At 64.0% G+C, this 24,255-nt stretch carries 23 protein-coding genes and 2 tRNA genes; 20 read left to right on the top strand and 5 right to left on the bottom strand.

Annotated elements, in window-relative coordinates:
* Positions 1–71 precede the first annotated feature (71 nt).
* From sphst_RS08925 to sphst_RS08895, 6 genes are all read left to right on the top strand, one after another.
* On the top strand, positions 72–1,778 hold the full coding sequence (locus sphst_RS08925; RefSeq protein ID WP_159043555.1) for a retron Ec67 family RNA-directed DNA polymerase/endonuclease: 1,707 nt from the start codon (positions 72–74) through the stop codon (positions 1,776–1,778).
* 1,157 nt (positions 1,779–2,935) lie between these two features.
* Complete coding sequence (locus sphst_RS08920; RefSeq protein WP_031393721.1) at positions 2,936–3,211, top strand: hypothetical protein; 276 nt, start codon at positions 2,936–2,938, stop codon at positions 3,209–3,211.
* Between the two features lie 31 nt (positions 3,212–3,242).
* Entirely contained in the window at positions 3,243–4,091 is an 849-nt protein-coding gene (locus sphst_RS08915; RefSeq protein WP_159043554.1) for a hypothetical protein, read from the top strand.
* 248 nt (positions 4,092–4,339) lie between these two features.
* Complete coding sequence (locus tag sphst_RS08905) at positions 4,340–5,347, top strand: tyrosine-type recombinase/integrase (protein ID WP_159043553.1); 1,008 nt, start codon at positions 4,340–4,342, stop codon at positions 5,345–5,347.
* Between the two features lie 94 nt (positions 5,348–5,441).
* Positions 5,442–5,515, top strand: a tRNA-Cys gene (locus tag sphst_RS08900).
* 379 nt (positions 5,516–5,894) lie between these two features.
* Positions 5,895–6,842 carry a cellulase family glycosylhydrolase gene (locus sphst_RS08895; RefSeq protein ID WP_159043552.1) on the top strand — a complete coding sequence of 316 codons (948 nt, stop codon included), beginning with the start codon at positions 5,895–5,897 and terminating at the stop codon, positions 6,840–6,842.
* Between the two features lie 209 nt (positions 6,843–7,051).
* Here the strand turns inward: sphst_RS08895 and sphst_RS08890 are convergent, their stop codons facing one another.
* The 3 genes from sphst_RS08890 to sphst_RS08880 all read right to left on the bottom strand — a co-directional run bounded on the left by sphst_RS08890 (position 7,052) and on the right by sphst_RS08880 (position 9,187).
* Entirely contained in the window at positions 7,052–8,305 is a 1,254-nt protein-coding gene (locus sphst_RS08890; RefSeq protein ID WP_051916320.1) for a glycosyltransferase, read from the bottom strand.
* 268 nt (positions 8,306–8,573) lie between these two features.
* Positions 8,574–8,894, bottom strand: coding sequence for a hypothetical protein (locus sphst_RS08885; protein WP_031393727.1), 321 nt, complete (start codon positions 8,892–8,894; stop codon positions 8,574–8,576).
* Between the two features lie 203 nt (positions 8,895–9,097).
* A tRNA-Ser gene (locus sphst_RS08880) sits at positions 9,098–9,187 on the bottom strand.
* Positions 9,188–9,332: 145 nt separating this feature from the next.
* On the opposite strand from sphst_RS08880, the gene hspQ reads away from it, so the two are divergent.
* The 4 genes from hspQ to sphst_RS08860 all read left to right on the top strand — a co-directional run bounded on the left by hspQ (position 9,333) and on the right by sphst_RS08860 (position 11,316).
* Positions 9,333–9,767 (top strand): heat shock protein HspQ, encoded by a 435-nt coding sequence (hspQ, locus tag sphst_RS08875; RefSeq protein WP_081874363.1) that lies wholly within the window; start codon positions 9,333–9,335, stop codon positions 9,765–9,767.
* Between the two features lie 173 nt (positions 9,768–9,940).
* Positions 9,941–10,285 (top strand): 50S ribosomal protein L21, encoded by a 345-nt coding sequence (gene rplU / locus sphst_RS08870; protein WP_031393729.1) that lies wholly within the window; start codon positions 9,941–9,943, stop codon positions 10,283–10,285.
* A gap of 13 nt (positions 10,286–10,298) precedes the next feature.
* The gene (gene rpmA, locus sphst_RS08865) at positions 10,299–10,589 is read left to right on the top strand and encodes a 50S ribosomal protein L27 (RefSeq protein ID WP_031393730.1); all 291 of its coding nucleotides are present in this window, start codon (positions 10,299–10,301) and stop codon (positions 10,587–10,589) included.
* Between the two features lie 175 nt (positions 10,590–10,764).
* On the top strand, positions 10,765–11,316 hold the full coding sequence (locus sphst_RS08860) for a GNAT family N-acetyltransferase (protein WP_031393731.1): 552 nt from the start codon (positions 10,765–10,767) through the stop codon (positions 11,314–11,316).
* A 265-nt stretch (positions 11,317–11,581) separates the two neighbouring features.
* On the opposite strand, the gene sphst_RS08855 is transcribed toward sphst_RS08860, so the two are convergent.
* Positions 11,582–12,481 (bottom strand): metal-dependent hydrolase, encoded by a 900-nt coding sequence (locus sphst_RS08855; protein ID WP_051916321.1) that lies wholly within the window; start codon positions 12,479–12,481, stop codon positions 11,582–11,584.
* A gap of 33 nt (positions 12,482–12,514) precedes the next feature.
* Here sphst_RS08855 and sphst_RS08850 point away from each other — a divergent pair, with 33 nt between their 5' ends.
* The 10 genes from sphst_RS08850 (at position 12,515) to sphst_RS08805 (ending at position 23,791) form a co-directional block, all read left to right on the top strand.
* Positions 12,515–13,114, top strand: a complete 600-nt coding sequence (locus tag sphst_RS08850) for a TetR/AcrR family transcriptional regulator (RefSeq protein ID WP_031441339.1) — start codon at positions 12,515–12,517, stop codon at positions 13,112–13,114.
* Between the two features lie 66 nt (positions 13,115–13,180).
* A complete protein-coding gene (gene obgE, locus sphst_RS08845; protein ID WP_037529084.1) occupies positions 13,181–14,227 on the top strand; it encodes a GTPase ObgE in 1,047 nt (348 codons plus the stop codon).
* 187 nt (positions 14,228–14,414) lie between these two features.
* Positions 14,415–15,515 (top strand): glutamate 5-kinase, encoded by a 1,101-nt coding sequence (gene proB / locus sphst_RS08840; RefSeq protein ID WP_107045400.1) that lies wholly within the window; start codon positions 14,415–14,417, stop codon positions 15,513–15,515.
* A 34-nt stretch (positions 15,516–15,549) separates the two neighbouring features.
* Positions 15,550–16,449: an NAD-dependent epimerase/dehydratase family protein gene (locus sphst_RS08835; protein WP_107045430.1), complete on the top strand. Its 900-nt coding sequence runs from the start codon at positions 15,550–15,552 to the stop codon at positions 16,447–16,449.
* Positions 16,450–16,507: 58 nt separating this feature from the next.
* Positions 16,508–16,753 carry an acyl carrier protein gene (locus sphst_RS08830; protein WP_031394130.1) on the top strand — a complete coding sequence of 82 codons (246 nt, stop codon included), beginning with the start codon at positions 16,508–16,510 and terminating at the stop codon, positions 16,751–16,753.
* Between the two features lie 135 nt (positions 16,754–16,888).
* Positions 16,889–18,151 (top strand): serine palmitoyltransferase, encoded by a 1,263-nt coding sequence (gene spt / locus sphst_RS08825; RefSeq protein ID WP_031394131.1) that lies wholly within the window; start codon positions 16,889–16,891, stop codon positions 18,149–18,151.
* 124 nt (positions 18,152–18,275) lie between these two features.
* Positions 18,276–20,165, top strand: a complete 1,890-nt coding sequence (locus sphst_RS08820) for an ATP-binding protein (protein ID WP_107045429.1) — start codon at positions 18,276–18,278, stop codon at positions 20,163–20,165.
* 115 nt (positions 20,166–20,280) lie between these two features.
* On the top strand, positions 20,281–21,474 hold the full coding sequence (gene lptF, locus sphst_RS08815; protein ID WP_031394134.1) for an LPS export ABC transporter permease LptF: 1,194 nt from the start codon (positions 20,281–20,283) through the stop codon (positions 21,472–21,474).
* Complete coding sequence (gene lptG, locus sphst_RS08810) at positions 21,471–22,568, top strand: LPS export ABC transporter permease LptG (RefSeq protein ID WP_031394135.1); 1,098 nt, start codon at positions 21,471–21,473, stop codon at positions 22,566–22,568. Before lptF ends, lptG begins: the two co-directional genes overlap by 4 nt.
* Before the next feature lie 68 nt (positions 22,569–22,636).
* Entirely contained in the window at positions 22,637–23,791 is a 1,155-nt protein-coding gene (locus sphst_RS08805) for a hypothetical protein (RefSeq protein WP_031394136.1), read from the top strand.
* A 43-nt stretch (positions 23,792–23,834) separates the two neighbouring features.
* Here the strand turns inward: sphst_RS08805 and sphst_RS08800 are convergent, their stop codons facing one another.
* The gene (locus tag sphst_RS08800) at positions 23,835–24,227 is read right to left on the bottom strand and encodes a response regulator (protein ID WP_031394137.1); all 393 of its coding nucleotides are present in this window, start codon (positions 24,225–24,227) and stop codon (positions 23,835–23,837) included.
* Positions 24,228–24,255 lie beyond the last annotated feature (28 nt).

The raw sequence follows: 24,255 nt of genomic DNA, 5'->3' as shown, positions 1-24,255 counted from the left end.
TATGGGCAATCTCTGAGGGCCTTACGCCTGCGAAGGAGTGTCCGCGAGCCGATGGACTGATGGCGGGGACCGTGAAGAGGATCGACGACCTAAAGATGGCGACATCGCTCACCGATGTCGCACTGCTGCTGGGATTCCATCCTAAGGCCTTCGCATGGGTGATTTACAAGCAGCAGCCCAGATACACCGTGTTCGAGATTCCCAAGTCGCGGGGCGGAACCCGGACGATCAAGGCGCCGGAGCCGAAGCTCAAGAACGTCCAGGCTAGGCTGGCGGAACTGCTCCAGGACTGCATTGCCGACATCAACGAGGCGCGATCGCAGAAGGAGAAGCTGTCTCACGGCTTTCGACGCGGTCACTCGATTATCACCAACGCCTATCAGCATCGTAGCCGTCGCTTCGTCCTCAACGTCGACCTCGCCGACTTCTTTGGGACCATTAATTTTGGACGGGTGCGCGGTTTTCTGATGACTAACAAGCACTTCGCGCTCCACGAGCGCGTTGCAACGGTCCTCGCGCACATCGTGTGCTATGAAAACAGTCTGCCTCAGGGAGCGCCAACATCCCCAGTCGTCTCGAACCTCATCGCGCACATCCTCGACGTGCGGCTGGCCAAGCTCGCCCGACGCTTCGGGTTGCACTACACTCGCTATGCCGATGACCTGACGTTCTCGACCAACGGCCGCGCCTTCCCGGAAGAGGTCGCCGCAATAGATGCAGGAGGGCAGTGGATCGCCGGCCCCACACTGAAAGGCGTGATCCAAAGAGCCGGTTTCGAGCTCAACCCCGTCAAGACTAGGATGCAGCTGCGGCAGTCACGGCAGGATGTTACCGGACTGATTGTAAACGAGAAGGTCAACATCCGATCGGAATACTATCGGGATACGCGTGCTAAATGCCACAGGTTGTTCAAGACCGGCAAGTATCAGATCAAACAGACAATCTGTAAGGACGACGGCTCGACGGTTGTTGAGGATGCCGATGGGACGCTCGATCAGATGGAAGGCGTGCTGAGCTTCATCGACAGCGTCAAGCGGCACAAGCAGGTCGTCGAGCGCGACCACAAGCTCTCAGGCGTCGAGAAAGTCTACAGGGCCTTCCTGCTCTATCGACACTTCTATGCGCCATCGATGCCAACGATCCTATGCGAGGGTAAGACAGACAACATCTACGTCCGGTGCGCGATCCAGGCGTTCGCCGACGACTACGCGAAGCTGGCCGACAAGAAGGGCGAAGCGGTCTCGGTCAAGGTAAAACTGTTCAACTATTCCGACCACACGAAGCGTCTGCTCGGCATCGCCGGGGGCTCGGGTCACTTCAACAACCTGATCAAGGAATACCGCAAGAATCTGACGCCGTTCACCGCGCCTTATGCAGAGCGGTTTCCGGTGATCCTCCTAATTGACAACGACGCTGGGGCCGACGGCATTTACAAGGTCGTGCGAGCCATCACGAAGGGCACATGCGATGGAAAGGATCCGTTCTACTTCATCGGAGACAACCTTTATATCGTCCCGACCCCTCTGACCGACACGGGGGCTGCGACGATGATCGAGGATTTCCTTCCTTCGAAATGGCGCGACGAGAAGCTGGGAGGAAAAACGCTCAATCTCGGCAAAGATATCGATATTACGAAGGAGTACGGAAAGAGCCTTTTCGCCGAGTATGTGATCAAGAAGAACCGGACGATCGTCGAATTCGACGCGATGCGCACCATCCTCGATCGCATCGTGACGGTGATCGACGACTACGCGGCGATGATGGCTGCAGGATCATAGCCTCACGGCTTGGACGTCAGCCGAGCGGCCGGTGTAGCACAGCTGGGCGCCGGCCTCCTTCAGCCGCTCGTCCCAGCCGCGCCGCGCGAAGCGCCACCACAGAGTGTGCGGCTGGAGGACGCCACTTGTTTGAACAAACGTCCGCTTATCTCAGGCTGCAGCTCCAAGGTGGCCCTTCCCGTTTCCATCAGGAAGCGACCGCATGAGCTCCTGCCCCGCCATCTGAACGAATGGCCGTCTACAACAATCGCTGCTCGATAGCGGACAGGCCGCTTTCCACCAGGAACGACCGTTTAGCCCCCCCCCTGCCCCATCAAATGAAAGAACGTCTGTCTACCACAATTGCCGCGACGTCATGGACCGAGCGCTAGGTCGCAATCCGGAGAAGGTAAACTGATCCACGAAGTAGGTGATGCTGCTCTGCCTCGACTATACAGTCGGGCGCTTGAAAACTTCGTCGAGGCCGGACAGGAGGGCGAGGACGGCCCTGTCTCCATGAGCACCCCCTTTCCCGTTTGAAAGCGGCCTTTCTAATTCAGGTTATTCCGCTGGCTTTTGCCATTCATTGGTAAATACGAAAACTGTCGTTAAGCCGCTACTATTGGTTTGTGAGGCCTAGATCCGCCAGTCGGCGCAGCGCCTCCGGCCGCGTCAGACGCGGTTTCGGCTGCGCTTCGATCCAGCGATCAAGCGCAGCCAACTGGTGGGGTTGGAGCCGTACCATCACAGGCGTCCCCTGACCGGTCGGTTTTGGACCTCGTTTCTTTGGTATCAAAGTTTCTTGATCTGCCATCGAAACCTTGATATCAAGAAAGCGAGCCGAACGGAAGCTACCAACGACCATTCGGCTCTCACCACAACAGACCCTTAGGAGGTACTGCCATGGCTGCCGATTCCTGTAGCACGAATGTCGTTGCGTTTCCCACCCCAGCCTCTGGCAAAGCTGGCCCCCTTGCTTACCGTCGCCGGCGCGAGCGTCCCGACTGGCCAACAAGCGCCTCACGCCGCACTTCCGAACTGTTGATCGCTCTTGCCGTCTGCAAAGTGCTCACGCCCTCACAGCGCGGCGAAGTGAAAGCTCTGCTTCAGATAGACCAAGACGTTTTCGGCGATCGTGCCAGTCACGAAGCAACGACGTTTATTGGCAGACTCGCGTAATGGAGATCGGTGAAAGCATCGCATGGCGCTTGGAAGACATCAAAGATGATGGGCGTCAGATCCAGACGATGGCCGTCATGGTCGAGGATTGCATAGATTCTCTACAAAAATATTCGACGACGGGCGACGTTTCTGAATGGGTTAACATTAGGGTTTTACTGGAAATCATTGTGGAGAAAGCCGAAAAGCTGAACGCGTTGGGTGTTACGTTTTCGGAGATGTGGAGCGATCACCGGTATCAGGAGCATGCTCCCTGCAAAAGAGACGCGGCATGAATCTAAATGTGATGCCGCAGGATCGTGTTTGGTGATCCGCCCGCCGACCGACCAGGAGGCTCTATGCCAGTTCGGCCCTGACACCGAAAGCCAAATGGATTTTGCGCGCATGGTCGACCAGGAATGCTCCTGGTCGACCATGAGAAAGCAGGTTGACGATTATGATCCACAGTCATACGACAGCACTATGACCAGCGATCATCACTCCCGTAGCGACATTGTCCGGTTTGTAGGCATCGACAACGATGTTTTCACCGTCTGGCTTCGTCATGGCTTGATCGTGCCAATTGATGCCCCTGCCGGAAGAGGCAGGGCTCTCAGGTTCGATTTGCACCAAGCGCGCGTCGCAAAAGTGCTTGCGAACGCACGTTCATCTGGACTGAGCTTGGATGCACTCGCAGCGATAGCAGCGCCATTGCAAGTGGCGATCAAAGTGTTTTTGCGTTCGTTGGCCCCAACGGACGCACTGGGGGCGATTATCGAGGAGATCGAGGATCCCGGTAGCTTGCAAAGCAATCTGGAAAACCTTCGTCGTATTTATGATCGTCATAAGGATGCGAGACGGCTGGAGCTAATCACCCGTTACGAAAAGCCAGAATTTCGAGCATCGGTGCTAAATGCTGCATCTGCTCTTTCCAAGGCTGACATCGAGAACCTTTGGCTCTTCCTTCAATTGGTTGAAGCAGAGGGTTTCTTGATGGTCTATTGGTCCGATCAAGAAAGCGCCTGGAAACTCGATCGGCGACCTCCTCTTGATGGGAGCCGTCTCCCTGCACCCGTTTGCATTTTGCTCGATCTGGGCGAGCTAGCAGCCCTTCCAAACGGAACCCCGTCAAGCCCGGCCTCTAAGGCGGGGTGCGGGGGGCATTACGATGTCTGACCGTGCTGCCCTGCCAGATTGGCCTCGCTGGATGCCCATCAAACTTGCTGCCGCCTATCTTAGTGTTAGCGAAAACACGTTCCGATCGTTCGGTATCGTGCCGATCGAGCAAGGCCGGTGCGTTCGCTACGATCGCCGCTCGCTCGATCTCTACGCCGATCGCGTTGCAGGCCAGCCTATGACGCCGGCCGAAGTCGATCGCGCTGCGAAGGACGTCGAAAGCGCTTTCCTAGAGCGACGGCGTAATCGTGGGTAAGAACCTTAAATATACATACCTGGCCAAAGGCCGGTACTGGCGCTTTCGCCGAGTGGATTTGGACGTCCCTTTGCCCGGTTCACCCGGCGACGCTGAATTTCATGCGCGATACGCCGTATTGCTGGCAATGGCACAAGCCACGCCGAAGGCTGCGCCCTCGCGATCGTCGTGGACGTGGCTGGTTCGGCAATACCTTGCCAGTGCCGAGTTCGGCGCGCTCGCGGAAGCTACGCGGGACGATTATTCCGGAACGTGCGAACTGATTATCGAAGAGCTTGGCGAAGAGCCATTCGCGTTAACGACGCGCCGAATGATCAAGGCCGTCCGCGACTCATATCGAGCGACGCCGCGCAAGGCGGACAAGATCCGACAGATGACGAGCCGCCTCTACAGTTGGGCAGATGAAGCCGAACTAGTTCCAGAAGGATTTAACCCGGTGAAGGGGCTCAAAAGACTCAAGCACAAGGTCAATCCTTACGTGCCGTGGTCTGACGAGGAGATCGAGTTGTACCTCGCTCACGCACCTTCGCATGTCATTACGCCGGTATTGCTGGCACTCTACACCGGGCAACGCGCCTCGGACGTCGTTGCGATGACGTGGAACGACTACAAGGGCAGCACCATTCGTGTACGGCAGGACAAGACGGACGAGTTTCTCGATATCTACTGCCATCCGCGACTGCGCGATCACCTCGACCGCCTGAAGGCCACCGGAGGCAAGAAAGCCGTCGTTATGGCTCTCAGCATCGTCGGGAAGTCGTATACCGCTGGAAGCCTATCCCAAGCACTCGCACGGTCGATGCTCGCGATCGAGGAAATGCCCCACCGGACGATGCATGGCCTTCGCTATGCGGCCGCTGCGCAGCTGGAAGAAGCTGGATGCACGATTGCAGAGATCGCTGCCGTCCTGGGGCATCGCACTTATCAGATGGCGATGAAGTATATTGAGCAGCGTAAAGCGTCGAAAAGAGCCGGCGAAAAGCTGGAGGCGATGGCATGATTGCGAACTCGCCAGAAAAAAGTGCGAACTATCTCGTCGGGGGCGTTGACGCGGCGGCCGAAACCACGCATTTGCGCCGTCCGCAGCGCATCGAGGCCCGATGGCGGAGTGGTGACGTAGAGGACTGCAAATCCTCGCACCCGGGTTCGATTCCCGGTCGGGCCTCCAATCTCATATCCTATCGTTGCCACATGACGCGACGCACCGCGGCGATCGCGCTCGGTTGCATGATGCGCGCGGATCTCGACGGCGCTTTGCCAGGCATGAGAGCAGTCTCGGGACAAGTCCCCGCGATGACGCGGCGCTAGACCCCGGTCCCTGATCGACGCCAGGCATCCCGACATTCGATGATAGGGAGGCGGATCCGAAGCGCGACCGATTCGCTTTCACCCTTATTCGCCAGGTACATGTCATGACCCGACCATCGATCGCCACCGGACTTGTCGGCCTTGCCATCGCCGCCGCCGGACTGGGCTGTCCGGCCTCGGCCGCGCCCTCCCCGCAGCGCATGCCCCCACCCCTCGCACCTCAAAAGGCAAACGCGCCCGTGAGGTCCAGCGCAAGCACCAACGTCCGTATCAGGGGCCCCGTCTTCGGTGTGAACATCGCCGGGTGCAGCTTTGTCGCCGACGGTACGCTCTGCCCGACGCCCGCGTCGGTCCGCGCCTATCTCGACAAGGGATTCACGATGGTCCGCCTGCCGTTCAAGGGACCGCAGATGGCGGACCCGGCGATCCGCAGGAAGTTGGTAGCAGCGACGCGCGCCGCGCTCGACCGCGGTGCCTATGTCGTGCTCGATCGTCACGATTATAGCTGGCCATCGGTATCCGAACAGGTTGCGTTCTGGACGTCGCTGATGGCGAGCATGCCGCGCTCCGACCGGATCATCATCGACCCGATGAACGAGCCGAAGCATTTCGACGACCCGGTGCTGACCAATGACTGGGATCAATGGGCGCGCGATACCAACCAGATCATCGCGGGCCTGCGCGCCGCGGGGATCCGCAATGTGATCGCGCCGGAATATCCCGGGTCCTCCGCCACCTTCCGGCTGCGCAAGCGCGAGGACGCCGCCAAGCCGTCCGAAAGCGCGCTGGTCGCACTCGACCGCGCGGGCGGGCTGAAGGATCCGCTCGGCCTGACCATCATCAACGGGCACCGCTATTTCGACAAGGGGTCGAGCGGAACCCAGCCGAGCTGCACGGGGACGCCGGGCTATGACAATTTCGCGTCCGAGCTGCGGGCGCGCGGGTTGAAGGGGATCATCACCGAATCGGCGTTCGGACGCGCTGGGGCGATACCGCCGAGCTGCGAGGCGGCAGGCGCAGCGGCGATCGCCTATCTCAAAACCAATGCCGATACGGTCGTCGGCGTGACCTGGTGGGGCGGCGGCGCGGCCTGGAACGAGCGGTATCTGTTCAAGATCGAACCGAAAAAGGGCGGTTTTGGCCCCAAGCACAAGGACGCCTATCTCGACCGCCTGCTCGGCCGCTGACCCCGCGCGGTTGTGGCCGGGCGGTATAAAGTCGGACTTACGATACCCGATTTCGGGACGGCAGCATCAACGCTGGTGCGGCCGTCTCCCGAAGGAAAAGCGCGATTGGGAGTATGCGCACTTCTTGCATTGCCGCACCCAAGTCTCGCCACCGGCCTCATCCACTGAAACAACGCGCCATTCGCCGAGGCGATGCCAGCAGATGAGCATCAGGACACCGCTTCCGCCACGCGTACCGGCTCCGTCGCCGGAACGATGCCCGCTAGCGTGAACGCAATCTGCTCGAGTCTGGTATCGAGCTCGCTATTGTCGAATTCGCGCTCGATCTTGGCGCGTGCCGCCACCCGCATGCTCGCCAGATCCACCTCCCCCGATTCGATTGTCGTTATGATGTCGGCGATCTGTCCGGCATTGCGCTCTTCGACCAGAAAGCCCTCGACGCCGTCGTCGATGAGTTCCGGGATGCCGCTATGCCAGGTGGAGACGGTGATGACGCCGAGCGCCATGGCCTCCATCAACGACACGGGAATCCCTTCCATGTCGCCATTGTCGGCGACGACGGAGGGCAGCAGGAACACGTCGGACCGCTTGAGCTCCGCAAGCACCTCGCGGTGCGGGATCTTGCCGAGGAACGTCACGCGCGCAGGACAGGCCGCAGCGGCCTCGCGCAGTTCCTTTTCCAGCGGCCCGTAGCCGATGATCGACAGATGCGAGTCGCCCGGCGCGGCGCACATGGCGTTGATCGCGTAGATCAGCCCCTTTTTTTGGACGAAGCGCGCCGTCGTCAGCAGCCGCAATGGCCCGGCAGCGCCGCGACGTGGCTGCGGCATTGGAAAGTCGCTGACGTCGACCCCCATCCGGTGGACCGTGATCATCGCCGGGTCAGCACCCCAGCCGATCAGCTTCTTCTTCCACAATTCACTGATCGGAAGCAGTGCTTCGGTCTGAGTGAAGAGGCGGCGGTAATGCGGCAGGAATTTTTTGACGAGACCATGCTCGGTCACGTCAAGACCATGAAAGACAGTGGCGATCGGGCCCGAGATCAGACCGGCGTCGCGCAGATACATCGCCCGCACGCCCGCGGGACCGAAATGCGCGATGATGGCATCGAAATGACCAAGTCCCTGTTCGCCGACACTGAGAATATCGACGATCGGCGCGACAATTCCATCGCGCAAACCAGTAAGTCCTGCGCGAATTCGCCGTCGGCTCTTGCCGGATTGCGCGCCAAGCAGAAGTCGAGCCGACTTTTTCAGCAAATGCGCGATCGGCGATGAGCCTCCTGTATTCGCGCGAACGGAGACGATACGCGCGGCACCGGATAGTGGATCATCGACAGAACGATCATGCTGGCCGGTAATGATCGTAACCTCATGCCCGAGGTCGATCATACCCCTGATCTGACGAACGACGAACGTTTCCGAAAGAACGGGATAGTTCGAAAGAAAGAAAGCAATCTTCATGACGTGCCGCCCGGTATATTGAACGAATGATGAAACCGGACTGGCGACGCCACTGGGCAATGCAGCATTGCTTACGAGCGCCGTCGATGCGGTTCACGCCGAGCCAGCACACAGGCGAGTTCAAGCAATTCAACGCCTAGGCGGATACAGAAGAATTTCTCCACGAAAAATTGCCGGTCTATCGTCGATCATTGTACTTTATCGGGACTTGTTGCCGTCGGGCCACGCTTCCGGCGTTGCTTTGGCGATACCGGGGCGCACGTCCGGTCTATGCGCGCTGGATCAGGTGCAGGACGACACGCCAGAACGGATAGGACGCGCATTGCGGCCAGGTGTGCGGGCACAGGCCTTCGACGTGCCAGCGCACGGCGAAGATCGCCAACGTCGTCGCGATCGCGGTGGCGAGCGCGGTCAGCCAGCGTGCTTTCAGACCAATCCGTGGTTTGACGCCCCATTCGAGCAGCGCCGCCAGCAGCCAGAACGCCGCGATCTGCCAGCGGGAATAGGTATCAAGCAGCATGAACCGCGAAAGGACGGCCAGGGCCACCAGTCCGGCCGCCAGCAGGATGTTCAGAAGGAACGTACGCATCGCGGTCTCGATCTGGAGGGGGCCTTGGCCGGGACGGGCATGGGAGACAACGCACCGCCTCCCTGACCGTCGCCCGTGACTACTGCTCTGAGCACATGAATGCGCTGTCCACAGCAGCGGATCATCGGACGATAGCTATAGAGAAGTGCGCGGCCCCGGCGGGGGGGCCAGGGGCCTCTGTGACCCACATGGCGCAAGGTAAATGGCGGAGAGGGTGGGATTCGAACCCACGGTACCCTCGCGGGTACGCCGCATTTCGAGTGCGGTACGTTCGACCACTCTGCCACCTCTCCGCAAGGTCATCCGAAGTGCTGCGAGCAGCGCCTCCGATCGGTCGAGGGCGGGCCTCTAAATCAGACCTTGCCGCAGTGCAAGAGGGTTTTTGCAATCACGAGCGGCCCGGCTTGTGCGTCGCGAAACAGCGCTTAAATTGTCGCCATGCCCCGCCACGACATCCCCATCGACCCCGCCACCCCCGACATCGCCGCGTCCGATGCCCTCTCGTCCGAGCCGGCACCGGCGGCGGCGGTCGAGGTCGTTGCCCCGCCGATCGTCCATGCGAATTTCTCGATCGGCGATATCGTCCGGCACCGCCTGTTCGATTTCCGCGGAGTCGTGTTCGACGTGGATCCGGTCTTTGCCAACACCGATGAATGGTACGAGGCGATTCCCGAACAGATGCGGCCGAAGAAGGATCAGCCCTTCTACCATCTGCTCGCCGAGAATCGCGAGTCGAGCTACGTCGCCTATGTCAGCCAGCAGAACCTGGTATCCGATGCGGGTGACGAACCGGTGGACCATCCCGGTATCGCCGGATTGTTCACCGACTTTGCCGATGGTCGCTACACGCTGCGCGCCGTCCACCGGCACTGATCGCCGGTTCGGGCACAGCGTCCTGACGCGGTTCCTGCCAGGACCTGCGATGTTTTCGCCCCCCGCAATGGCCCTTCTTGGTTGACATCGTCACGCCCCTCGCTTAGCTCCCCGGCTTCTCCCGGCGGACCCTGCGTTCGTGGGGCACATGTATTTGGAAAGTGACAAGGGCCATGTTCGCAGTCGTGCGCACGGGCGGCAAGCAGTATCGCGTCGCCGCCGGAGATAAGATCGTCGTCGAAAAGATCGAGGGCGATGCAGGTGCGTCGGTGACGCTGGGTGATGTGCTGTTGGCGGGCGAAGGCTCGGAACTGCGCTCGGTCGAGGGTTTCACCGTCGCTGCAGAGATCATCGCTCAGGCGAAGGCGGACAAGGTCATCGTCTTCAAGAAGCGTCGTCGTCATAACTATCGTCGCAAGAACGGCCATCGCCAGCAGCACACGATCCTGAAGATCGTGTCCGTCGGCGGCCAGACCGCCAAGCAGACCGAGGCTGACGCCCCGGCCGCTCAGGCATAAGGAGTAGTTTCAGATGGCACATAAGAAAGCAGGCGGCTCTTCGCGCAACGGTCGCGATTCAGCCGGTCGTCGTCTCGGCGTGAAGAAGTTCGGTGGCCAGGCATGCGTTGCCGGCAACATCCTCGTGCGCCAGCGCGGGACGAAGTTCTATCCGGGCACCAATGTCGGCATCGGCACGGACCATACGCTGTTCGCGCTGGTCGATGGCCGCGTCGTGTTCAGCCAGGGCAAACTTGGTCGCAAGTTCTGCTCGGTCGAGCTGGCAGCGAATGATGCCGCCGACATGGCAGTTGCAGCCGAATAACATCGGGTAACCATCCGGGTTGCCCACCAGGGTGACCCGGGTCGCGAAAGCGAACCTGAACAAGGGAGACGGGTCACCCCGGCTCCCTTTTTTATTGCTCCCTCCCCTTGGCTGTCGCCGTCCCGTCATCCTGACGTGGCATGCGCGCAGCCGACGACGCGAGAGGAAGAGAGCAATGTTCGCGCGCACGAAGAGACTGACCTTGCGGCCCGGCTGGCCCGAGGATGCGCCTGCGCTGACGCAGGCGATCGGGCACGAAGCCGTGATCGCCAAGCTGACGCGGGCACCCTGGCCCTATTCACTCGGCGACGCGGCGGCCTTTCTGGCGCAGCCGCGCGGCGAGCATCAGCCGCGCTTCCTGATCGATGCGCTCGACCCCGGCGCGCCGCGGCTGATTGGCGGCATCGATATCCATGCATCGCCGGACGGGTATGGCCATGAGCTCGGCTATTGGGTGACGCCCGATGCCTGGGGACGCGGCTATGCGACTGAAGCTGGCGAGGCGGTGATCGCGATCGCGCGCCATGCGCTCGGGCTCCGGCGGCTCGAGGCGTTCCATTTCGTCGACAATCCCGCGTCCGGCCGCGTCCTGGCCAAGCTCGGCTTCCGGCCGACCGGGCGGGTCGAGCCTCGGGCGTCGCGCGGGCGTGGCGGCGAGGCTCAGGCCGTACTGTTCGAACTGGTGCTCGATGAGGACCGATGTGCGCCGATGCCGATGGCGGCGTGATTCGCGCATCCCGGCTGTGGTTCACCACCCCGGCGGAGGCCGGGGTCCAGTTGGGGAACGTCGTTGACTGCGGTCATCGCGTCGTTACTACGACCTTTCCAACTGGGCCCCGGCCTCCGCCGGGGTGGAATTGTTGGCGACGATTCGCCCTACTCCCCGTCCCCCCGCGAAGGCGGGGGTCCAGGAGTCGCGGGCGGTGCCGTTTGGGACTCTGGGCTCCCGCCTTCGCGGGAGAACGTGGCAGAAGAGAGGCCGCAACCGTAGCTCAGGCCACCACCACCGCCCGCTTCTCGACCGGCAGCACCGCCGCCTCATAATCACTTTCGGCCAGCGCGATCAGCGCGCGGTCGTCGTGTTTCCAGGGATGGAAGCCGGGCAGGAAATAGGCCGCCCACACGCCCGCTATCTTGCGCGCCATGCCCGGGTTGCCGAACGCATACCATGCCATCCGCGCCCAGATCCGCGGGCCCGTGAGCCCGTCCTGCCGCAGCAATTCGGTCATGCCGCGCGCCCGCCCCGTGAAGAAGCGCCACGTCGTGATCAGCATCACCAGCGACTTGACCCGCCAGCGGGTGAACCGAGGCCAGTCGCGGGTCGCGTGCAACCAGGTGTCATAGGCGACGCCCTTATGCTCGATCTCCTCGGCGGCATGCCATTGCCACAGCGCCGCCGCCTGCTGATCGCCGCCGGCGAGGTGCCGGGGGTTCGCGATCAATTCATGCGCGAGCATCGCGGTGAAATGCTCGAGCGCGGTCGTCGCGGCGAGGCTCGCGATCGGCGGGCGCCCCTTGGTCAGCGCGAGCGCGGCGTCGACATCGGCGATCAGCGGCGCGACGTCATACCCCTGGTCGGTGACGTGGCGGTTGAACGCGACATGCTCGCGGGTGTGGATCACCTCCTGCTTGATGAACGCGTTGATCTCGGCGGTCAGCTTGGGCGGCGTGCCGTCGCGAAACCGGCGAACGCTGTCGACGAAATAGCCCTCGCCCTTGGGAAAAGTGACCGACAAGGCGTTGTAAAAGGCCGTCGCGATCGGATCGTCGTTCAGCCACCACCGGCGAATCGGCGAGCCCCGGCCAAAACGACGATCGCGCGGTGTGATCGTCAGATCGACGGGTGTGGTTGCTTTCGCCACGGAAACCTCCAAACAGAGACAGATTGTCATTACTGACACAGTTGTAAGTAGGTTTTTCATTTCGTGACGTCAACACCCCGCAAGCGCCTCTCCCCGACCGAATCGCGTGATGCCGCAGTCGAGGCAGCGCGCGCGCTGCTGGTTGAAAGCGGTCCCGGCGCGGTCACGCTGAAGGCGGTGGCGGGCCGGATCGGGCGGACGCACGCCAATCTGCTCCACCATTTCGGCTCGGCCGAGGCGCTGCAGACCGCACTGATCACGCGGATGGCGGCGGACATCGTCGGCACGATCGGCGCCGCAGTGCTGCGCGTGCGCGCGGGCGAACTGGATCCGCGCGAAGTGGTCGAGATGACGTTCGACGCATTCGGCAAGGGCGGCGCGGGCGCGCTGGCGAGCTGGATGATCCTGTCGGGCAACACCGACGCGCTCGACCCGATTCTCACCGCGATCCACGATCTGGTTGACGAACTTGCCGAGGGCGACATGCCCGGCGACCAGCCGATCCAGGACCAGACGCTGACGCTGGTCCTGATGGCGCTGGGCGACGCGTTGATGGGCGCGCCGATGGCCCGCGCGCTCGGCCTGCCCGCGACCAGGGCGCGCGAACTCGCGCTCGACGCGCTGCTCGCGAGCAAGGACGCCGCCGCCTGCCCGTCGGCCTGAGCAACGCCGACCAGGGCCCGAGTCGCAGAGGCTGGCGATTTTCGCCAATTTCGCTATGGGGCGGCGATGCATTTTCTAGACCAAGCCAAGATCTACGTACGTTCGGGTGAGGGCGGCCCCGGTGCCGTCAGCTTCCGCCGCGAGAAATTCATCGAATATGGCGGCCCCGATGGCGGCAATGGCGGCAAGGGCGGCGACATCGTGTTCGAATGCATCGCCGGCCTGAACACGCTGATCGACTTTCGCTACACACAGCATTTCCGTGCCCCGCGCGGCTCGGGCGGGTCGGGCTCGAACCGCACCGGCGCGGGCGGCGAGGACCTCGTGATCCGCGTCCCGCTCGGCACGCAGGTGCTGTCGGAGGACAAGGAAGAGGTGCTGATCGACTTCACGCAGGTCGGCCAGCGCGAAGTGCTGTTCCGCGGCGGCGATGGCGGGCGTGGTAACGCCAGCTACAAGACGTCGACCAACCGCGCCCCGCGCCAGCACGGCACCGGCTGGCCGTTCGGCGAGGCCTGGGTCTGGCTGCGACTGAAGCTGCTCGCCGATGCGGGTCTCGTCGGCCTGCCGAATGCAGGCAAGTCGACCTTCATCAACCAGGTGACGAACGCGCAGGCCAAGGTCGGCGAATACGCCTTCACCACCACCCGGCCGCAGCTGGGCGTGGTCCGCCACAAGCAGCGCGAATTCGTCGTCGCGGATATTCCCGGGCTGATCCAGGGTGCGGCCGAGGGCGCAGGCATCGGCGACCGGTTCCTCGGGCATATCGAACGGTGCCGCGTGCTGCTGCATCTGGTGGATGCGAACGACGCGGATGTCGGCGAATCCTACCGGATCGTCCGCGACGAGCTGGCCAATTACGGCGAGGGCCTCACCGACAAGAAGGTGATCGTCGCGCTGAACAAGACCGACATGCTTGATGCCGAGCTGATCGCGGCGCTGTCGGCCGAACTGGCCGAGGCCAGCGGTGCCGAGGTGATGGCGATGTCCGGCGCGAGTGGTGCCGGCGTGGAGGCGGTGCTCGACAAGCTGATCGGCGAGATCGGGCCTGCACCGGGCGCGCCGAAGGATCTGGCGGAGGGCGAAGAGCCGGTCGCATGGTCGCCGCTGTAGCGTTCAAAACCGCTCCGTAGCCCGATCATGTACGCCATCGTCATCCCCGCGCAGGCGGGGATCCATAGCCTCAGGGGTATGCGATTCGGTGGTGAGGCCAGCCAATATGGGTTCCGGCCTCCGCGGGAATGACGATAGGGTGTTGCAGGCTATGACGACCTACGGGGAGGACCTACGGGGTCGACCAATGATGTTTCCGCCGTCCTCCTGTCCCCGCCTGATCGTAAAGATCGGTTCGGCACTGCTCGTCGATCCCGACGGCAGCGTCCGGCGCGACTGGCTCGCCGGGCTCGTCGCCGACATCGCAACGCGGACGCGTGCCGGGCAGCAGGTCGCGATCGTGTCGTCCGGGGCAATCGCGCTCGGCGCTCGGCGACTTGGCCTGGCCAAGGGCGGCCGCGCGAGTCTCGAGGACGCGCAGGCGGCCGCCGCCACCGGCCAGATCGCGCTAAGCCAGGTCTGGGCCGAACTGCTCGCCGCGCAGGGGCTGAACGCGGCGCAGATGCTGGTGACGCTCGACGATCTCGAGGACCGCCGCCGCTATCTCAACGCCGCCGCGACGCTTAATCGGCTCCTGTCGCTCAAGGTCGTGCCGGTCATCAACGAGAATGACAGCGTCGCGACCACCGAAATCCGCTTCGGCGACAATGACCGGCTCGCGGCGCGGGTCGCGCAGGCCGCGGGAGCGCAGGGGGTGATCCTGCTCTCCGACGTCGACGGGCTCTATACCGCCAATCCGCATGTCGATCCGGCAGCCGCCCATATCGCCGATGTCCCCAAGATCGACGCGGTCGCGGCGATGGCGGACGACGGGTCGGGGTCCGGCATGGGATCGGGCGGCATGGCATCGAAGATCGCCGCCGCGCGAATCGCCACGGCGGCGGGCATTCCACTCGTGATCGCCTCGGGCCGGATAGACCATCCACTCTCCACCCCTGCTCGCCACACGATCTTCAGCGCAGAGCGCACGTCGTCTGCGCGGAAAGCCTGGCTGGCGGGCGGACTGACCGCGAAGGGCACGATCCGTGTCGACGCGGGCGCCGCCGCCGCGCTTGGCCAGGGGCGCAGCCTGCTGGCCGCGGGCGCGACGGGGCTCGACGGGGGCTTCGCGCGCGGCGATCTGGTGACGATCGAGGGGCCGGCCGGCATCGTTGCGCGCGGCCTTGCCGAATATGACGCGGCGGACACCGCGCGTCTGCTTGGCCGTCACAGCGACGATCACGCTGCGATCCTCGGCTATGCGCCGCGCTCGGCGCTCGTCCATCGCAATCATCTGGCGCTCGTATGACTGCCGCGCAAACGTCGATCTGGAGCGAGCCGTCATGATCCTGGCCATCACCGGCGGCACCGGGTTCGTCGGCAGCCACCTGATCGACCATGCGCTGGAGACGGGTCACACGATCCGCGCGCTTGCCCGCAAGCCACAGGCCAAGCGCATCGGCGTGACCTGGATCGAAGGCGCGCTCGATCGCCCAAAGAGCCTCGCGACGCTGGTCGAGGGCGCGGACGTGGTCATCCACGTCGCCGGCGTGGTCAACGCCGCCGATCGCGCGGGCTTTGCCGAGGGCAATATCGCCGGAACCCAGGCGATCGTCGCGGCGACGCGGTCGGCGGGGATCCGCCGCTTCGTCCAGGTCTCGTCGCTCGCCGCGCGCGCGCCGGCGCTTTCCAACTATGGCTGGTCGAAGGCCGAGGCGGAGACGTGTGTCGCCGCCTCGGGGCTCGACTGGACGATCGTCCGCCCGCCCGCGATCTTCGGCCCGCGCGATCACGACCTGCTCGACGTGTTCAAGGCGGCGCGGTCGGGATATGTGCCGATGCCCCCTGCCGGTACGCGTGTCTCCTTGCTCTATGTCGAGGACCTGACCGCGCTGCTGCTGGCGCTGGCCGAGATCCCGGTCGCGCCGGCGATCATGGAACCCGACGACGGCACGCCCAAGGGCTGGGACAATCGCGACTTCGCGCGCGCGATCGGCGTCGCGGTCGGCAAATCGGTGACGCCGCTGTCGATGCCGCGTGTCGTCCTGTCGCTGGCGTCGGCCGCCGACCGTCTCGTCCGGCGCGGCAAGGCCAAGCTGACGCGCGACCGGGTCCGCTATTTCTGCCACCCCGACTGGGTCTCGCACACGCCGCCGCCGGCTACGCTCTGGACGCCCTCGGTCCCGACGCCGCAGGCACTGGCGCAAACCGCGGCGTGGTATCGCGCGGCGGGGCTGCTATAGCGCCGAAAAGCCGCCGCAATTCGCTGTCAGGATTGCGTCGACACCCGGAAGGAAGAGCATGAGCGACCGTCAGCAGATCTACGACACCGTCACCGCGCAGATCGAGCCGTTCAACAAGAAGGGCGTCGCGCTGAGCGATGCGACCACCTTCCAGGGCGACCTCGAATGGGACAGCCTGACCGTCATGGATTTCGTTGCCGCGATTGAGGATGAATTCGACATCATCATCACGATGAACATGCAGGCCGAAATCGAGACCGTCGGCCAGCTGGTCGACGCGGTCGCGAAGTTGAAGGCCGCCTGAGTCAATGCCCGCCCCTGCCCCTCGCCCATAACCCCCGTTCGTGCTGAGCGTAGTCGAAGCACATGAGACACAGGCCCTTCGACTTCGCTCAGGGCGAATGGCAAGGGGCGATACCGTCCTGATCTGGAACCGAACATGACCGAAGCCGCGACCACCGCCCACGCCCTCCCCGTCGATCCCCCCGAGGTCGCGCCCGAACGCGACCTGATGAGCAAGTTCGACGGGCTGATCGCCGAACGCGAGGCGCTGGTGAAGTCCGGCGTGCGCAATCCGTTCACGATCGTGATGGACGAGGTCAAGTCGCCGACCCAGGCGGTGATCCGCGGCAAGGACACGATCCTGCTCGGCACCTACAACTATATGGGCATGACGTTCGACCCCGACGTCATCCAGGCGGGCAAGGACGCGCTCGAGAAATTCGGGTCGGGCACCAATGGCAGCCGGATGCTCAACGGCACGTTCCACGACCATATCGACGTCGAGCAGGCACTGCGCGACTTTTACGACATGAGCGGCGCGATCGTGTTCTCGACCGGCTACATGGCCAATCTCGGGATCATCTCGACGCTCGCCGGCAAGGGCGAGTACGTCATTCTCGACGCGGACAGCCATGCGTCGATCTATGACGGCTGCAAGCAGGGCAATGCCGAGATCGTCCGCTTCCGCCACAACGACGTCGCCGATCTCGACAAGCGGCTCGGTCGCCTGCCGAAGGAGGCCGGCAAGCTGGTGGTGCTCGAAGGCGTCTATTCGATGCTCGGCGACATCGCCCCGCTGAAGGAGATGGTTGCGGTCGCCAAGAAGCATGGTTGCATGGTGCTGGTCGACGAGGCGCATTCGATGGGCTTTTTCGGCCCCAATGGCCGCGGCGTGTACGAGGAGATGGGGCTGACCGACCAGGTCGATTTCGTCGTCGGCACCTTCTCGAAATCGGTCGGGACGGTCGGCGGGTTCGTCGTGTCGAACCACCCGAAGTTCGAGATGGTCCGCTTCGCCTGCCGCCCGTACATCTTCACCGCGTCGCTTCCCCCCTCGGTCGTCGCCACCGCCGCGACGTCGATCCGCAAGCTCATGACCGCGCATGACAAGCGCGCGCAGCTCTGGAAGAATGCACGCGCGATGCATGCGGGCCTCAAGGCGATGGGCTTCAAGCTCGGCACCGAGACGTCGGATTCGGCGATCATCGCGATCATCCTGACCGACCAGGAACAGGCGATCGCGATCTGGCAGTCGCTGCTCGAGGGCGGGCTCTACGTCAACATGGCACGCCCGCCGGCGACGCCTGCGGGCACGTTCCTGCTGCGCTGTTCGCTGTGCGCCGAACATACCGACGCGCAGGTCGAGACGATCCTCTCTATGTTCCGCGACGCGGGTCGCGCCGTCGGCGTGATCGGCTAGCAGCCGGCCGCTGTCATTGCGTCGGGAGCAATACGCACGCTATCGTCGCGGGGTGACGCAGGACGAGGCCGACGCGGCAGCCCTTGGGGGCGGTGCGACCTGGCGGACCATCACGCTCATCGTGATGGCGCTGCTGGGCGCCGCCGTTCTGGTCGGGCTCATCGCCACGCTGAGCAGCGCGAACCGCCAGCGCGACAGTGCGTTGCGGCTGCAGGCGCACAGCTATGACGTGATGATCCTCGCGCGCACGCTGTCGAGCACGATCGCCCGGTCCGAAGCATCGCTCGGCCGCTATGTGATCAGCGGCGACCGGCAATTGGGCCGGCTCTATTTCGAGGAATGGGTCCTGGCCGGGACGCAGCTCAACCGGCTCGAGCGGCTGACCTACGACAATGGCGAACAGCGCGGGCACATCGCCGAACTGCGCCAGGCCTATGAGGACCGCGGTCGCGAGCTGTCGATGACCGCGCTCAGTACCAATTACGGCAAGAATTCGCAGGCATTCGCGCGCTATTACCAGGGCCGCAACGCCCCGACGCTCATCGCGATCAACCGGACGCTCGACCGGCTCATCGCGCGCGAGCGGGCGCTGCTCGACAACCGGACGTCGCGGGCGATGGCGTCGGTCGAACGTTCGAGCTCGATCGCGGGGGTGCTCGCGGTGTTCGGGATGCTGATCGTGCTCGGCGCGATCGGGCTTGGCTGGTTCACGATCCGCGCGGTCAGCGACCGGGCGGTCGCGCAGGCGGACGCGGACATGGAACGCAGCCGTGCCGAGGAACTGTCCGCCGCCGTCGAACAGGCGACCGCCGAGCTGCGCGTGCAGGACGCCAAGCTGCGGCAGGTCCAGAAGATGGACGCGGTCGGCAGGCTGACCGGCGGCATTGCGCATGATTTCAACAACATGCTTGCCGTCATTCTGGGCGGGCTGGAACTCGCGCTGCGCAATATCGCGCGCGATCCGGCGACCGCGCGGCGGCACATCGAGAGCGCGACCGACGGCGCCACCCGTGCCGCCGCGCTGACCCGCCGGCTGCTCGCGTTCAGCCGCGAAGATTCGCTGAAACCCGAAACGATGGGGGTTGCAGGGCTGGTCGAGGGCATGTCCGACCTGCTCGACCGGACGCTCGGCGATGCGATCACGCTGCACGTGGTCGACGCGTCCGAGGGCTGGCGGGTCCGCGCGGATCGCGTCCAGCTCGAAAATGCGGTGCTCAACCTTGCGGTCAACGCGCGCGACGCGATGAACGGCCGCGGCACGATGATCGTGACCACCGGCGCGGCAGTGTTGGCCGCGGGCGCGATCGGCGACTGCCCGGCGGGCGACTTTGCCACTATCACGGTCGCAGACGACGGCAGCGGCATGTCGCCCGACGTCGCCGAGCGCGTGTTCGAGCCGTTCTTTACCACCAAGGAAACCGGCAAGGGCACGGGCCTTGGCCTCAGCCAGATCTTCGGCCTCGTCCGGCAGCTGGGCGGCGAGATCGCGATTGCCAGCGTGGTCGGTGAAGGGACGACGGTGACGCTGTATCTGCCCCGCGACACCAGCGATCCCGCGATCGAGCCGCAGCCCGTCCTGCCGTTTGCGGACCTGCCAGAGCCGGTACAGCCCGTCGCGCCGACGGGGCTGAACGTGTTGGTGGTCGAGGATGATCCGCGCGTGCTCGCCGCGACGATCGGTGCGCTCGAGGAGCTTGGCCATCATCCGGTCGCCTGTGACGACCCGACCCATGCGGCGGCGATGCTCGCGCGTCACGGCGCGATCGACCTGATCATTTCCGACGTGCTGATGCCGCGGCAGACGGGGCCCGAGATGATCGCGGCATTGCGGCCCCTGTTCCCCGACATCGCGATCTTGTTCGTCACGGGCTTTGCGGGTGAAGCCGCGACAAGCGAATTCGGTGAGCATGAGGTGTTGCGCAAACCCTTCACGCTGAGCGGCCTGGAGCGCGCGGTCGCGGCGGCGATGGGCACCGACCGCCCCAACCCTCCCCGCCAGATGGCGGCCGAATAGACCGTGACAGGCCCGCCCCGTCCGCCCTATATCCCTGACCCTATATCCCGCGCGAAAAGCTGATATAGACCCGCCCCACGCCTCGCGTTCGAGGCGCTCGCAGAGCCCCCGCTTCATGAAATCCATCGATCGCTACATGGCCCGGCTGATCGCGGTCCCGCTCTTTTCGACGCTGATCATCGCGGCGATGCTGCTCGTGCTCGACCGGATGCGCCGGCTGTTCGATTTCGTCGCGACCGAGGGCGGACCGATCAGCGTCGTCTGGCGGATGCTCGCCAATCTGCTGCCCGAATATCTCGGCCTCGGGATTCCGATCGGGCTTCTGCTCGGCATCCTGCTCGCGTTCCGCAAGCTCGCGACGACGTCGGAACTCGACGTCCTGCGCAGCGTCGGGATGAGCTATACCCGGCTGCTGCGGGTGCCCTATATGTTCGCCATCGTGCTGGCGATCGCGAACCTGCTGATCGTCGGCTATCTCCAGCCGATCGCCCGCTATTATTACGAGGGGCTCCGCTTCGAGCTGCGCACGGGTGCGCTCGGCGCGTCGATCAAGGTCGGTGAGTTCACGCATCTGGGCGACCGGATGACGCTGCGGATCGAGCAGAGCCGCGACAAGGGGCGCGAGCTGTCGGGCATCTTCGTCCATGCGCAGACGCCCAAGAACGACTGGATCGGCGTCACCGCCGAAAAGGGACGCTTCCTCGCGACGGACGATCCCAATGTCATCATCTTTCGTCTCGCCAACGGGACGCTGATCCACGAACGGCCCGAATTCAAGACGCCGCGCGTGCTGACCTTCAGCAGCCATGACCTGCCGATCAACCTGCCCAAGTTCGAGAGCTTCCGCGTCCGCGGTGGGCGCAACCTCGAATTCACGCTGCCCGAGCTCGCGCGTGCGGGGCATGAGGCGGCGACGCCCGAACTGCGCGATGCGAGCCGGTCCGAATTCCACTTCCGTCTGGCGGAGGTGGCGATGATGTTCCTGCTGCCGATGCTGGCGGTGGCGCTCGGCGTGCCGGCGAAACGGTCGACGTCCGGTCTCGGCGTCTTCCTGTCGATCGTGATGATCGTCACCTATCACAAGGTGAACCAATATGCGGCGGATGTCGGCGAGCTTGGCCGGATCGACCCGCTGATCGCGCTCTGGGTGCCGTTCACGGTGTTCGCAGGGCTGATCCTGTGGATGTACTACACCATCGCCTATGTGCCCGGCGGCGAACCGATCGGTGCGCTCGAGCGCGGCGTCGGCCGGATCGGCAAGGCGATCACCAGCCGGCTGCCCGGGCGCCGCAAAGAGAAGACGGCATGAGCAGGATCACGATCTTTCCGTCGCGCACGGTCGCGGTCTATATGGGCCGGCTGTTCATGACGCGGACGTTCAGCATCCTCGCGGCGCTGGTCCTCGTGCTCCAGGCGCTCGACCTGCTGAGCGAGTCGGGCAACATCCTGGCGCAGGCGGGGAATGGCGACGCCCAGGTCTGGCAATATGTCAGCCTGCGCGCACCGCAGATCATCGCCTTCGCGCTGCCCTTCTCGGTGCTGCTCGGCACCATCCTGACGCTGATCACGATGAACCAGAACAGCGAGATCATCGCGCTCAAGGCGTCGGGGCTGTCCGCGCATCAGGTGCTCGCCCCGCTGCTGATCGCCAGCCTGGTCGTCGCGATCGTCAGCTTCAGCTTCAACGACCGCGTCGTGTCGCGCGCCACCGCCACCCTGTCGCAGTGGCAGAAGGTCAATTACGGCGCGATGCCGATCGACCGTGGCGACCGTGCCAATGTCTGGGTCCGCGACGGCGACGACCTGATCCAGGTGAACCAGACGCGCGGCAAGGGCGCGGGCACGCGGCTCGGCGGGGTGACGCTCTATGATCGTGCTGGTGGAAGCCTCGTCTCGATCATCCGCGCCCCCAATGGCAAGCGCGTCGCCGGGGGCTGGGAGATCGGCCCCGCGACGCGGTTCGACGTCGCCAGCGGCACGCTGACCACGCTCGGGTCGGTGGTCGTCGGGCGCGATGTCCGGCCCGACCAGTTCACGCTCGCGAGCGTCGACGCCGACAGCCTGTCCTTCGGCGCGCTGAAGGCGGCGATCGGCGATCTGGCCGACGCGGGGCGCCCGACCAAGGCACTCGAGGGATCGCTCTGGCACAAGCTGTCGGGACCGCTCTCCTCGGTACTGATGCCGTTGCTGGGCGCGGTCGCGGCGTTCGGCATCGCCCGGTCGGGCAAGCTGTTCGTCCGCGCGGTGATCGGCATGGGGCTGGGCTTTGCCTATTTCGTCGCGGACAATTTCGCGCTCGCGATGGGCAATCTCGGCGCCTATCCGCCGTTCCTCGCCGCCTGGGCGCCCTTCCTCCTGTTCTTCCTGATCGGCGAGGCGGTGCTGTTCCGGACCGAGGAATAGCCGCTGTACGAACTGCGCGATCGTCGATATCCGCAGCGGCTGACGACGAAGCGCTGAGGGGCGAGCCAATGGCCGGTACGATAACGATCCGCAAGGTCGAGACGAAGCGCGATCGCAAGGTCTTTGTCGACGTGCCCTTCGGCCTCTATCGCGACGATCCGCACTGGGTCCCGCCGCTCAAGACCGAAGCGCTCGGGCTGATCACGCCCGAGAAGAATGGCTGGTTCAGCCATGCCAAGGCGCAACTGTTCCTCGCCGAGGAGAATGGCCGGGTCGTCGGCCGCATCTCGGCGCATATCGACACGCTCGCGCTCACCATGCCCGCCGAACAGGGCTTTGGCCCGGGCGTCGGCCAATGGGGGCTGATGGAGGCGGGAAGCGAGCCGGTGTTCCAGGCTTTGCTCGCTGCCGCCGAGGATTGGTTGCGCGCGCAGGGCATGGCGCGGATGCTCGGCCCTATCAGCATGTCGATCTGGGAGGAGCCCGGGCTCCTCGTCGAAGGCTATGATCACGCGCCGACGATCATGATGGGGCATGCACGCCCCGAATATCGCGACTGGGTCGAGCGGTCGGGCCAGGTCCCCGTCAAGCGGCTGATGACCTATGAGGTCGACGTCACGCGGCAGTTCCCGCCGATCGTCCAGCGGATCATCAAGTCGGGCGAGAAGAACCCGCGCATCGTCATCCGCGAGGTCGACAAGTCGCGGTTCGAGGACGAGGCCGCGATCATCCTCGCCATCCTCAACGATGCCTGGTCGAGCAACTGGGGGTTCGTGCCCCTGACGCCCCCCGAGATCAAGGATGTCGGGGTCAAGCTCAAGCCAATCGTCTTCAACGACCTGATCCGGATCGCCGAGGTCGACGGCAAGCCCGTCGCGTTCATGATCACGCTGCCCGACCTGAACGAGGCGATCAAGCCGCTGCGTGGGTCACTTCTACCGTTCGGTTGGGCCAAGCTGTTGCTGTGGCTGCGCAAACCAAAGGTGAAGACGGTTCGCGTCCCGCTGATGGGCGTCGTCCGGGAGCTGCAGTCGTCGCGCATGGCAAGCCAGCTCGCCTTCATGATGATCGAATATATCCGGCGTTCCGCCTCGCAGGATTACGGCGCGACCCGCGCGGAGATCGGCTGGATCCTCGACGACAATCAGGGGATGCGCTCGATCGCCGAGACGATCGAGAGCCGCATGAACAAGGTCTATCAGGTCTACGAAAAGACGCTCTAGCCCGACCGTCGCCCCTGCCAGAGCGCGCCCGGCGGCGGGTTGATCAGCCGATCAGCCCGTCGCCCTGCGCCTCACGCGCTAGGATCCGGCCGATCGCGTCGAACAGCGAATCCATCGCGACCGGCTTGAAGATCACATCGTCGGCGCCCGCGGAAAGACAGCGCTGGCGGAGGTCGGGGGCGACATCCGCGGTCACGACGATGATTGGGACCATGCCCTTGGCGTCGGACCGCGCGCGGATGTGGCGGATCGCGGTGATACCGTCCATGCCCGGCATGCGCAGGTCGACCAGCACCATCTCGAAATCCTGCTCGTCGAGGATTTCGAGGCCACGCTCGGCGCTTTCCGCCTCGACCATCGTCGCGCCGGCCACGTCGAGCATGTCGCCCACCACGCGGCGGTTCATCCGATCGTCCTCGATGAACAATATGTTCAACATATCCTCCGTGACGGGTCGACCGGGA

This window comes from Sphingomonas sp. STIS6.2, assembly GCF_000732685.2.
Classification (GTDB): Bacteria; Pseudomonadota; Alphaproteobacteria; order Sphingomonadales; family Sphingomonadaceae; genus Sphingomonas; species Sphingomonas aerolata.
The sequence above is the reverse complement of the archived record's forward strand: the minus strand, read 5'-3'. Positions and strand labels throughout refer to the sequence as shown.

Excerpts from the sequence above, each read along its gene's own strand:
- hspQ (WP_081874363.1), top strand. The coding sequence starts at position 9,333 with ATGCCCCGCCACGACATCCCCATCGACCCCGCCACCCCCGACATCGCC.
- sphst_RS08890 (WP_051916320.1), bottom strand. The coding sequence starts at position 8,305 with ATGAAGATTGCTTTCTTTCTTTCGAACTATCCCGTTCTTTCGGAAACG.
- proB (WP_107045400.1), top strand. The coding sequence starts at position 14,415 with ATGATGTTTCCGCCGTCCTCCTGTCCCCGCCTGATCGTAAAGATCGGT.
- obgE (WP_037529084.1), top strand. The coding sequence starts at position 13,181 with ATGCATTTTCTAGACCAAGCCAAGATCTACGTACGTTCGGGTGAGGGC.
- rpmA (WP_031393730.1), top strand. The coding sequence starts at position 10,299 with ATGGCACATAAGAAAGCAGGCGGCTCTTCGCGCAACGGTCGCGATTCA.
- sphst_RS08820 (WP_107045429.1), top strand. The coding sequence starts at position 18,276 with ATGGCGCTGCTGGGCGCCGCCGTTCTGGTCGGGCTCATCGCCACGCTG.
- spt (WP_031394131.1), top strand. The coding sequence starts at position 16,889 with ATGACCGAAGCCGCGACCACCGCCCACGCCCTCCCCGTCGATCCCCCC.
- sphst_RS08835 (WP_107045430.1), top strand. The coding sequence starts at position 15,550 with ATGATCCTGGCCATCACCGGCGGCACCGGGTTCGTCGGCAGCCACCTG.
- rplU (WP_031393729.1), top strand. The coding sequence starts at position 9,941 with ATGTTCGCAGTCGTGCGCACGGGCGGCAAGCAGTATCGCGTCGCCGCC.
- sphst_RS08920 (WP_031393721.1), top strand. The coding sequence starts at position 2,936 with ATGGAGATCGGTGAAAGCATCGCATGGCGCTTGGAAGACATCAAAGAT.
- sphst_RS08885 (WP_031393727.1), bottom strand. The coding sequence starts at position 8,894 with ATGCGTACGTTCCTTCTGAACATCCTGCTGGCGGCCGGACTGGTGGCC.
- lptF (WP_031394134.1), top strand. The coding sequence starts at position 20,281 with ATGAAATCCATCGATCGCTACATGGCCCGGCTGATCGCGGTCCCGCTC.
- sphst_RS08805 (WP_031394136.1), top strand. The coding sequence starts at position 22,637 with ATGGCCGGTACGATAACGATCCGCAAGGTCGAGACGAAGCGCGATCGC.
- sphst_RS08855 (WP_051916321.1), bottom strand. The coding sequence starts at position 12,481 with ATGACAATCTGTCTCTGTTTGGAGGTTTCCGTGGCGAAAGCAACCACA.
- sphst_RS08860 (WP_031393731.1), top strand. The coding sequence starts at position 10,765 with ATGTTCGCGCGCACGAAGAGACTGACCTTGCGGCCCGGCTGGCCCGAG.
- sphst_RS08830 (WP_031394130.1), top strand. The coding sequence starts at position 16,508 with ATGAGCGACCGTCAGCAGATCTACGACACCGTCACCGCGCAGATCGAG.
- lptG (WP_031394135.1), top strand. The coding sequence starts at position 21,471 with ATGAGCAGGATCACGATCTTTCCGTCGCGCACGGTCGCGGTCTATATG.